Annotated in this window: 7 protein-coding genes; 3 read left to right on the plus strand and 4 right to left on the minus strand. The window is 75.2% G+C overall.

Annotated elements, in window-relative coordinates; translation table 11 throughout:
• Positions 1-118: 118 nt before the first annotated feature.
• Entirely contained in the window at positions 119-1,210 is a 1,092-nt protein-coding gene (locus ACFV2S_RS20850) for a PP2C family protein-serine/threonine phosphatase (RefSeq protein WP_385561021.1), read from the plus strand.
• 37 nt (positions 1,211-1,247) lie between these two features.
• Here ACFV2S_RS20850 and ACFV2S_RS20855 read toward each other — a convergent pair whose 3' ends face one another.
• The 3 genes from ACFV2S_RS20855 to ACFV2S_RS20865 form a co-directional block, all read right to left on the minus strand.
• The gene (locus ACFV2S_RS20855; protein WP_385561024.1) at positions 1,248-3,644 is read right to left on the minus strand and encodes a SpoIIE family protein phosphatase; all 2,397 of its coding nucleotides are present in this window, start codon (positions 3,642-3,644) and stop codon (positions 1,248-1,250) included.
• Between the two features lie 95 nt (positions 3,645-3,739).
• On the minus strand, positions 3,740-4,684 hold the full coding sequence (locus ACFV2S_RS20860) for a hypothetical protein (RefSeq protein ID WP_385561027.1): 945 nt from the start codon (positions 4,682-4,684) through the stop codon (positions 3,740-3,742).
• 2 nt (positions 4,685-4,686) lie between these two features.
• Complete coding sequence (locus ACFV2S_RS20865; RefSeq protein WP_383795178.1) at positions 4,687-5,058, minus strand: hypothetical protein; 372 nt, start codon at positions 5,056-5,058, stop codon at positions 4,687-4,689.
• A 125-nt stretch (positions 5,059-5,183) separates the two neighbouring features.
• On the opposite strand from ACFV2S_RS20865, the gene ACFV2S_RS20870 reads away from it, so the two are divergent.
• Both ACFV2S_RS20870 and ACFV2S_RS20875 read left to right on the plus strand, forming a co-directional pair.
• Positions 5,184-6,563: a hypothetical protein gene (locus ACFV2S_RS20870; RefSeq protein ID WP_385561031.1), complete on the plus strand. Its 1,380-nt coding sequence runs from the start codon at positions 5,184-5,186 to the stop codon at positions 6,561-6,563.
• Entirely contained in the window at positions 6,560-9,520 is a 2,961-nt protein-coding gene (locus tag ACFV2S_RS20875; RefSeq protein WP_385561034.1) for a CHAT domain-containing protein, read from the plus strand. Before ACFV2S_RS20870 ends, ACFV2S_RS20875 begins: the two co-directional genes overlap by 4 nt.
• A gap of 108 nt (positions 9,521-9,628) precedes the next feature.
• On the opposite strand, the gene ACFV2S_RS20880 is transcribed toward ACFV2S_RS20875, so the two are convergent.
• Positions 9,629-10,186, minus strand: a complete 558-nt coding sequence (locus tag ACFV2S_RS20880; RefSeq protein ID WP_385561037.1) for a M48 family metalloprotease — start codon at positions 10,184-10,186, stop codon at positions 9,629-9,631.
• Positions 10,187-10,339 lie beyond the last annotated feature (153 nt).

Raw genomic sequence — 10,339 nt, forward strand, 5'->3', positions numbered from 1 at the left:
GGCGCGTCCCGGATCTCCCTGCCTCCTCGGCACGGACGCTCGACGGCACGCTCCGTGACCGCCCTCCTCCTGCGATGTCACATCGCTGAGCGGGCCTCTCACGGATACGCTGGGATTCATGATCGAGTCCGGACGGCCCTGGCGCCTTCGGAGCTACGGCTACGGCAGGCTCGTGCGGCTGTCGCCGGTGATTCTGACCGTCGTGATCGCCGGGCTGGCCTACGCCACTCCGCCGGAGCTGGCCTTCAGCCGCCTCCTGCCGGCGGCACCCGCTCTGGCCGCCTCCATGTGGCCGGTCCTCCCGACCGTCCTCCTCGGGACCGTCTGCCTCCTTCTGATGATCGGCCTCAGCCTCGTCTTCCCCGATCTCGGAACCTGGTGGACGTGCGGGGGGATCGTCGCGGTCACCGTCGCCGCCGCGTACGGGAGCCACGTCCGGCTCCAGCGGGAGCGCACGCTGTTCCAGGTGCGGCTCGTCGCCGACGCGGCCCAGCAGGTGGTGCTGCGGCCCCTGCCGCACCGCTTCCGGAACGTCGAGATCGAGTCGCTGTACCTCGCGGCCGCCGCGGAGGCCCGGATCGGCGGCGACTTCTACGAGGTGATCGACACCCCGTACGGGGTGCGGCTGCTCATCGGCGACGTGCGGGGCAAGGGCCTGCCCGCCGTCGGAGCGGCCGCGGCGATCGTCAACGCCTTCCGGGAGGCGGCGCACGGCGAGGCGTCCCTGACCGACGTCGCCCGCAGGCTCGACGCCAGCTGCGCCCGGCACAACGCCGCCCATCCGCCCGAGGCGCCGATGGAACGCTTCGCCACCGCGCTGCTCGTCGAGATCCCGGAGCGGGGCGGCCGCATCAGCATCGTCAACTGCGGGCACCCCCCGCCCCTGGTCCACAGCCGCCGGCGCGTGCGCGTCCTCGAACCGTCCGTCCCCTCCCCTCTGCTCAGCCTCGCCGAACTGATCGGCGACCAGTACCGTGCGGACGCCTTCGACTTCGTTCCGGGCGAACTCCTCCTCCTGTACACGGACGGGATCGCGGAGACCCGCGCCCGGGACGGTGAGTTCTTCCCGTTGACCGCGTGGATGCGGCGGCAGCCCCCCACCCCTCCCCGTGATCTGCTCACGGCCCTGCACCACGACCTGCTCCGGCACAGCAGGGGCAGCCTCGACGACGACATCGCCGCCCTGGCCGTACGCCTGCGCACGCCGTGAGCCGTGCCCGCCCGCGACGGCCGACGGCGCGGGGCCGTCACGGGGCGGGCAGGGCCTGTTCCGCCCAGATCGTCTTGCCCGTCGGCAGATAGCGCGTACCCCAGTGCTCGGTGAGCTGGGCGACCATGAACAGTCCGCGTCCGCCCTCCTCGTCGTTGCCCGCGGAGCGGGCGTGCGGTGAGGTGTGCTGCGCGTCGGAGACCTCGCAGATGAGGGAACGGTCCCGGATCAGACGCAGTCCGATCGGGCCGGAGGCGTGACGGATCGCGTTGGTGACCAGCTCGCTGACCACGAGTTCCGTGGTGAAGGCGAGGTCGTCCAATCCCCACCGTCCCAGCTGTTCCGTGGCCATCGCACGGGCGCGTGCGACGAGCGCGGGGTCCGAGGACAGCTCCCAGGCGGCCACCTGGCGTGCGTCCAGCGCACGGGTGCGCACGACCAGGAGCGTCGCGTCGTCCCGCACGTGGTCCGGCACGAGCTCTTCGACGATCCGGGCGCACAGCAGCTCGGACGACGCCCCCCGCTCGTCGCCGATCACCGTCGCCAAGCGGCCCAGCCCCACGTCGGCGCCCTGCCCCCGGGCCTCCACGAGGCCGTCGGTGAACAGGACGAGCAGGCTCCCCTCCGCGAGCGCCACCTCCGTGCTCTCGTACGGGAGCCGTCCCACGCCCAGCGGATCCCCCGGTGGCAGACGGGGGAAGCCCACGGGGCCGTGCGGCTGCACCACCGCCGGCGGCAGGTGGCCCGCCGCCGCCCAGGTGCTCGTCCGGGAGGCCGGATCGTAGATCCCGTAGACGCACGTCGCTCCGACGGCGCCACCGCCGCCTCGGCCCTGCCCGTCCTGCTCCGGCGCCTCCCTGCCGACCTGGTCGTTCAGACGGGCCAGGAGTTCGTCGGGCGCGAGGTCCAGCTCGGCCAGGGTGCGCACCATCGCGCGCAGGCGCCCCATGGTGGCGGCGGCTTCCAGCCCGTGGCCCACGACGTCCCCTACGACCAGTCCGACCCGTGCGCCGGACAGCGGAATGACGTCGAACCAGTCGCCGCCGGAGCCGAGGTGGCTGTCGGCGGGCAGATAGCGGCTCGCCGCCTCGACCGCGCTCAGCTCGGGCAGCGAGCGCGGCAGCAGGCTGCGCTGGAGCATGAACGCGGCGGTGTGCTCCCGGCGGTACCGCCGGGCGTTGTCGACGCACACGGCGGTCCGCGACGCCAGCTCCTCCGCCACCGCGCGATCGCCGTCGCCGAAGGGCTCCGAGTCCACGTCTCGCACGAAGGTGACCAGGCCCAGGGGCGACCCCCGCACGATCAGCGGGACGTACAGCCGTGTCGGCGGGACCGCGGCGTCCGTGGTCGCACGGCCCTCCGCCAGGCTCTCGGCCTGCGCCGATCCGGCGGCGTACGCGGCCCGCTCGCCCACCCGGGAGGGTCCGCCGCGGGAATCCGCCACGCGTACCAGCTCCGATGCCGTGCCGGGCTTCGGATCCTCTCCTTCGAGCACCTCCGCCGCCACGTCGACCAGCACGGCGTCGGCGAACCGCTCGACGGCGACCTCGGCGAGCTCGGCCGCCGTCGCGGACGGGTCGAGCGTCGCCCCGATCCGCGCACCGGCCTCCGCGAGGAGCGCGAGGCGCTGCTGGGCGCGGTAGTGGTCGGTGACGTCGATCGACTGCTCGCACACGCCCATGGGCTCTCCCCGGCCGTCGACGAGCCGGAAGTAGGACGAGGACCAGACGCGCTCACGCCGCGGGTCGGCGGGGGCGCGCCCTCGGAAGTGCACGTCGATGACCGGCTCACCGGTCTCGAGGATCTGCTGGACGAACTCCTCGGCCGACGCCGGAAGCTCGGTGGTGAGGACGTCGCCGGGAAAGAGTTCGGTCATGGAGCGGCCCAGCGATGCGGTGAGGTCACCGCCGAGCTCCCGGACGCTGGCCGCGTTGGCCCACAGGAGGCGCGCGCCGGGTCCGTAGATGGTCAGTGTCACCGGCGACTGGTTCACGAGTCCCTGCAGCATCGCCTGTCGGGTCTCCCACCAGCGGAGTCCGTCCAGTTCGGCCGCCATGAGGACGGCGGAGGGGGTCCGGTCGGCGGGGCCCGCGGCGGAGTCCGGGGTCAGACGTCGCAGCGTCACCGCCACCCGTACGGAGTGTCCACCGCGGTGGCGCACGTCCACGACGGCGCCGTGTGCCCCACGGAACCGCGGCCGCCGATCCGGTCGCTGCTCCTCCGGTCCGTCGCGATCGGCCTGCGGGGTCACGAGCAGCTCCGCCGCCCGGCGCCCCAGTACCTGCGGAGCGGCGTATCCCAGGAGGGCCTCGGCTTCACGGCTCCACCCGACGAGCACACCGCCCGCGGTGATCAGGGCGAGAGCGAGCGGAGGCGGACCGAGGGGCCCGCCTTCGTCCGCCCCGGCGGGGGGAGTGAAAGGTAGCCCTTCCATGGACCCATCATCCTTCGGAGCGCCCGCGACCGCAGCGTGCTCGGCCCGTCCGCACGGTCCCCGCACGGGTGCGCGTCCCGCCCGGGGGCGGGAGGTCAGGGCGGCGGCGGTGGGGGCGGGGAGCCTTCCAGGAGGCGGGTGACCTCCTGTCCGAGGGCGTACGGGGCCGTGCCCGCGGTGGTGTCGATCCCCAGCCGGTCCGCCGCCTCGCGGAGGTGGAGCCTGCAGGTGGCATCCATCACCCTGGCCCAGGCGTCAGCGGCCGTGCGGGTCCGGCGCCACGCGGTGACCGCGATCGCGACCGCGAGCGGCACGGCGGGCCACCACCACACGACGAGCGGCAGGTACAGCAGGGCCCAGCCGCCCAGCGCCGTGGCCCGGGCGAGATCGTTGCGGACGGTGGTGAGCTGGGCGCGTTCGCCGTCGGCGAGCAGCAGCCACACGTAGGGCCAGGACACGGCGAGGTCGAGCCCCAGGTCCCGTTCCAGGCGGACGGCCGTCGAGTGCAGCCGGTCGCCGCTCCAGGTGGGGCGGTCCGGATACTCCTCGGCGACGTCGCGCATGGACCTGAGCGCCTCGAGCCGGGCCGCGGGGTCGTGCGCCTGCCCGGTCGCCGCGGCCACGGCCGCCGCCTGTCGGAGCCGGTGCCATTCCCGGGCGCTGGTCCTCCACTTCTCCCTGCGGGCGTCGACCCGTCGGGAGACCCAGCGGCGCGGCCGGGCGGGCAGTCGTCGCCACGTCGCCGCCAGCGCGGCACGTTCGAGTACGGTGCCAAGGCCCTGCGCGGCCATTCCGGCCACCGCGGCGCCCGCGAGCAGGCCGAGGACGAGCACGGTCACCCCGCCGACGCCCTCCGCGGCCTTGGACCTGGCCACGGAATCGAGCCAGGGCACGAGTCGCCGCAGGTCCAGGGCGTGCCCGTGGCCCAGTTCCCGGGCCGCCGCCGATACGGCCAGGTAGAGCGCGCCGGGCAGCACCAGGAGGGACAGCCAGTGTTCGGCCAGCTTCTTCCCCAGTTCGGACGCGAAGGCCGTCAGCATCGCTACAGCTTCCTGCGCCGCAGCGGCGCCTCGGAGAGGGCGCACCGCGCCACCGGGGCCAGGTCGTCGGGCAGCCAGAAGCGGGAACAGCGGCCCGTCGGGCAGAGGTACACCGACTCTCCCGGCGCCGAGGACTCGAATCCGGTGGCCGTGGAGGCGTCGCGCACCCCACGAAGGGCTCCGTACAGGCCCTGGGGGTCCCCTGACGCCTGGAGCGCGGCGTCCAGTTCGTCGAGCGCCGTCACCGGGTCCGCTCCGGTGCGCAGGGCGTCGACCGCGCGGTCCAGCACGTCCGCGGTTCCGATCCGGGACACCAGGAACGGGCGGTAGCGGTCTCCTCGTTCACAGACGGCGGCGGTCGCGGCCTGGGTCATCGCCTGGCGGACCGTAGCGGATTGCGGCACTTCGCCCCCCTGTGTACAGCATTCGCTCTCTGGTGACATTATGAGGTAAGTCCACTGCTGTGTCTGTGAGTTGGATCCATCGAGGGCGGGGTGGCATGCACGGGGAATCGGGGGACGGACTGCGGGAGGAACTGCTGTCCGCGGTACTGGACGATCTGAGCGTGATAGCGGAGACCAACGACGTTTCGGGTCTGAGCCGGCCGGAGGCCGAGGAGCGCGTGGCCAGGCTGGAGACCTGGCTCGACGAGCACGACTACGCCGACCTGTACGTGTGCCAGATCCTCGGGTGGATGACCTGGTACAGGGCCCACCTGGATCCCGAGGGATCCCGCGAGCCCCGGATGCGGCGCGCCGTCGAACTCCTCCTCAACCCCTACGCGAACGGTGTGTCCCACCTGCCCCAGCCGCTGCTCCGCCACCTGGCCGACGCCGTCGAGGACGTGGCCATCGATCGGCTGCGACAGGTCTTCGTCGTCGACGAACCCGAGCTGCTCGCGCACACGGTGACGCTCTGGCAGCGCATCGTCGCCGACACGCCGCTCGACTCCCCCGACCGCGCCACGCGGTTGTCCAACCTGGCGGGCGCCCTGCACCAGCGCGCCATGCGCGCCGGTCCCGACGCCGACGCCGCCGACCTGGACTCCGCGATCGAGCTGCTCACGGCCGCCGCCGCGGCCCGGCAGGAGGGGGCCCCGAGCCCGGCCGACCTCTCCAACCTGGGGCAGATCCTGCTGACCCGGTACCGCCTCACCGGGACGCGCAGCGACCTGGACGCGGCCATCGCCACAATTCGGGAAGCGGCCGCCGTGGTACCCGACTCGCCCTCCATCCTGGTCCTGCTGGGCAGCGCGCTGCGGGAGCGGTTCGCCGCGACCGGCGACCCGTCGAACCTCACCGACGCCCTCGCCTGCCTGCGCACCGCCGACCGGGTCGCGCCGCGGGACCACCACGAGCGGGGCACGATCCACGCGAACCTGGGCTCGGCGCTCCTGGACCTGGCCGCCCGTACGCACCTGATGAGCGACCTGGACGAGGCCATGGCCCAGCTCGACCTGGCCCTCGCGCACACCCCCGAAGGCCACGCGAGCCGGGAACAGATCGCCTCCCTGCGGGCGAAGGCCCAGGAGGAACGGGACCGCGGCCACGAAGCGCGGGAGCTCCTGCAGCTCATGACCGAGCGTATCCCGCCCGTTCCCGGCCCGATCCCGGGGCAGAACGACGACGACCCCGCGAGCACCCTCATGGGCGTCGGCGGAATGTGCCGGCTTCGCAGCCAGGTGGAACCCGATCCGGAGGGAACGCACTGGCTGGACATGGCCATCGCCTACTACCGGGCCGCGCTGGCCACGGCGGAGCCCGGCCACCCGCGACGGGCCGACATGCTCTCGCTCCTCGGCACCGCCCTCGCCGCGCGGGGGCCCTCCGGTCCCCCCACACCTCCGGACGGCGGCGCGGCCGCGAGCGGAGCGTCGTGACGGACGACCGCCCACGACAGAGCGGTCCCGCGGACGGCGGCGCCCCGGACGGGCCCGGAGCGCGAACCGGGCGCGCCGGACCGGCCCTGCCCGGCGTGTCCCGCCGGCCGGACGAATTCGACGAGGCCGTGGCCCTCCTGGACGAGGCCGTCCGATCCACGGCCCCGGACGACCCCGGCCGCTCGGGCCGCCTCACGCTCCTGAGCTCCGCTCTGCGCCACCGCTATCAGGCCCACCGCGACCTGAGCGACCTGGACCGCGCCGTCGAGCGCTGCCAGGAGGCGCTGCTCCTCGCCCTGGACGGCACGTCCGAACGCACCGGCCTGCTGATCTCGCTCGGAGGCCTGCTGGAGCTGCGCGCGTTCAGGACCGGCGACGCACAGGACGCCGAGGCCTCCGTGGCCGCGTACGAATCGGCCTCGGCGCACTGCCCCGTCGACAGCCCGGACCACGGACGGCTCCTCCAGGGCCTGGGCGCCGCCCTCCTGACGCGCTACGAATGCACCGGGCGCCCCCAGGACATCGACACCGCCGTCGAGCGGCTCACGGAGGCCGTGGCCCACGAGCCGGGCGGCGGCGCCGAGCAGGGCCGGCGGCTGGCGCGGCTCGCCTGGGCGCTGCGGCTGCGCTACGGCCGTACGGAGGAGCGTGCCGACCTGGAGGCCGCGGGCGGATACGCGTACACCGCGTTCACGATGACCCCGTCGACGGATCCCGCGCATCCCGATCGCGCGTGCGATCTCGGTGGCTTCATGCTCGACTACCACCGGCGCACCGGGAATCCCGAGTTCCTGAAGACCGGCATCGGCCTGCTGGAGCGGGCCGCGGCGGCCAGCACGAACCGGACCGCCGCCCTCCATCAACTCGGAGCCGCTCTGCACCGCCGTTACGACGCCCAGGGCCTGCCGGCGGATCTGGACCGGGCGGTCGCCGCGCTGACCGCCGCGGTCCGGACGGCGGCCCCGGGGAGCATGAGCCGGCTCGCGTCCCGGGCCGGCCTGGCGACCGCCCTCCACGCGCGGGCCCTGCGCCCCGGCGCGGAATCCGCGGACGCGGACCTGGACCGGGCGGCCGACCACCTGGAGGCGGTCCTGGACGCGCTGCCCGCGGGGCGCCCCGCCGTCGCCACCTCGGCGTCGAGCCTGGCGGGGGTGCTGAGCGACCGGCACGCCCGCGGCGGAGCGGCGGACGACCGGGCGGGGGCGATCCTCTGGGGCGTCAGGGCGTGGGAGGAGGAGGGTGCGGACGCGGACATCCGGATCACCGCCGCGCTCGTCGTCGCCCGCATGCTGGCCGCCGAGGACCCCGACCGCGCGGCCGAGCTGGCCGAGGGCGCCATCGGTCTGCTGCCGCGGCTCGCCTCCTTGTACGCGAACCGGGCGGACCGCCAGGCCATGCTGTCGCGCCTGGGCGGATCGGCCGGTACGGCGGCCGCTCTCGTGCTCGGCGCCCGGCGCGGAACCGCCCGGCAGCGGGCGGAGCGCGCTTTCCTCGTCCTCGAATCGGGACGGTCGGTGCTGCTCGGCCATGCGCTGGACACCCGCGGCGACCTGGCGGAGCTCTCCCGGACCGAGCCCGGCCTGGTCGCCCGGTTCAAGGACGTGCGGGCCCGGGTCGAGAACCCCGCACCTGGCGGCTTTCCCCCGGTGGGGAGCTCGGAGTTCGCGGCCGAGGCGGACCGCAGGGCGCGCACCGCCCGAGAGCAACGCCGCCGAGCCGCGGAGCTCGCCGATCTCACGCAGCAGGTCAGGGCCCGCCTGGGCGGCTTCGGGAAGCCGCCGACGCCCGACGAGGCGCGCGCCGAGGCCGCCGAGGGCGCCGTGGTGATGCTGAACGTGAGCGCGCTCCGGAGCGACGCGCTGCTGCTGACCCGGGAGGACATCACGTCCGTGGAGCTCACGGCGCTGGTCCCGGAGGCCATCGGTGAAAACGTGTCGGCCTTCCGCACGGCTGTGGACACGGTGGCCGCGACCGAGGACTTCGAGGAGCTGGCGACCGCGCAGGACACCATGGCGTCGGTGCTGGAGTGGTTGTGGGACTGCGTCGCCGAACCCGTGCTGACGGCGCTGGGGCACACGGAGCAGCCCGGCGACGGCGAGCCGTGGCCGCGGCTGTGGTGGGCGCCGGGCGGGGTGCTGGGGATGATGCCGCTGCACGCCGCGGGACACCGCACCGGGCCGACGGGCCGCAGGGTGCTGGACCGCGTGATCAGCTCGTACACCCCCACGCTGCGCGCGCTGCGTCACGCCCGCGAACAGGTACGGCGGCAGGGCACCGGGCCCGTCGCGCACCGCGCGCTCCTGGTGGCGATGCCCCTGACGCCCGGACTGCCGGGCGGCGGACCGCTCTCCCAGGCCCTGGAGGAGGTCGCCCGGGTCCGGGATCACTTCGACGAGGCCGTCCTCCTGTGCAATCCGGAGGTCTCCACCGACCCGCCCGCGGACGGCGCGGCCGTCCGCTCCGAGGTCCTCGCCTCACTCTCCGGCGTCACGGTCGCGCACTTCGCCTGTCACGGCACGGCCTCCGCCGCCGACCCCTCGCAGAGCCGGCTCCTCCTGCACGACCACCAGCACAGCCCCCTGACCGTCCAGGACCTGCTGCCCGCCGAGCTGGACAGCGCGCGACTGGCCTACCTGTCGGCGTGCGGCAGTGCTTCGGCGACGGTCGGCGGCGGGCTCCGGGACGAGGCCATCCACCTCGCGTCCGCCTTCCAGCTGGTCGGCTTCCCCCATGTGGTCGGCTCCCTGTGGGACATCGACGACCGCACGGCCGCGACGCTCGCCGACGCCTTCTACGCGGCCCTGCGCACCGGCTCGGCTCCTCCCGACACCGACCGGGCCGCGTGGGCACTCCACCAGGCGGTACGGGGCATCCGGGACGGTACGGACCTCCCCGGCCCCTACGACCGCACCCGCAACCCGTACCTCTGGGCGTCGTACCTGCACGCCGGCGCCTGAGCGCCGGAGGTCGCGGGCCGGGCCTGGGAGCACGGCCGATCCGGATGCCCGGCCGATGCCGCCTTCCCTCCGTCCGGCACCGGCGGGCGGCCGCCGCGGTGGCGTCGGCTATTCGAAGGGGTGCTCGCCCTGCGCGATCTCCACCCCGCGGTGCAGCCAGACGGCCCCGGCGGAGGAGGAGACGCCGGCGGCCCCGCAGAGCAGGATCATGGCCAGCAGGGCGGGGGCGACGCGACGGGTGGGGGCCTGCGCGAGCAGCGCCCTGACGCGGGCGGGGACGGGGCCCGTGGTGCCGCCCGCCGCGAGGACCGGGCCTTTCCGCCCGGCCGGACGGGAGCTCGCCGCGAGGGCGGCGCGGCCGACGGCCCGGGCGGCCAGGCGGCGGTCCCCGCAGGTCCGGGCGGCGGCCTCGTCGGCCGCCCGTTCCGCGGCGAAGGAGACGTGCGGGACGACGGCGGCCAGGGCCGGGTGGCACCAGCCGGCCAGGGCGGCGACGGCGAGGAACAGGTGGTGCCGGGAGCTCAGGTGGGCGCGTTCGTGCCCGAGGAGCGCCTCGCGTTCGCGGGCGTCGAGCGCCCGGAGCATGCCCGCCGTCACCACGATCCGCCCCGCGCCGCGGGGCCCTCCGGGCAGGGCGAACGCGTCCGGGCGGTCGTCGTCGAGCACGCACATCCCCCCGGCCTCGGGAGCCCCGGCCACCCGGCGGGGGGGGGGGGGGGGGCGGCGCCCGGGGCGGGGGGCCCCCCCCGGGGGGGGCGCGCCCGCGCCCCGGGCGCCCCCGCCGGGGGCCGCCCGCGGCGCGCGCCCCCCACCCACGGG

Source organism: Streptomyces sp. NPDC059695, from assembly GCF_042733785.1.
Lineage (GTDB): Bacteria > Actinomycetota > Actinomycetes > Streptomycetales > Streptomycetaceae > Streptomyces.

Excerpts from the sequence above, each read along its gene's own strand:
- ACFV2S_RS20865 (WP_383795178.1), bottom strand. The coding sequence starts at position 5,058 with ATGACCCAGGCCGCGACCGCCGCCGTCTGTGAACGAGGAGACCGCTAC.
- ACFV2S_RS20850 (WP_385561021.1), top strand. The coding sequence starts at position 119 with ATGATCGAGTCCGGACGGCCCTGGCGCCTTCGGAGCTACGGCTACGGC.
- ACFV2S_RS20855 (WP_385561024.1), bottom strand. The coding sequence starts at position 3,644 with ATGGAAGGGCTACCTTTCACTCCCCCCGCCGGGGCGGACGAAGGCGGG.
- ACFV2S_RS20870 (WP_385561031.1), top strand. The coding sequence starts at position 5,184 with ATGCACGGGGAATCGGGGGACGGACTGCGGGAGGAACTGCTGTCCGCG.
- ACFV2S_RS20860 (WP_385561027.1), bottom strand. The coding sequence starts at position 4,684 with ATGCTGACGGCCTTCGCGTCCGAACTGGGGAAGAAGCTGGCCGAACAC.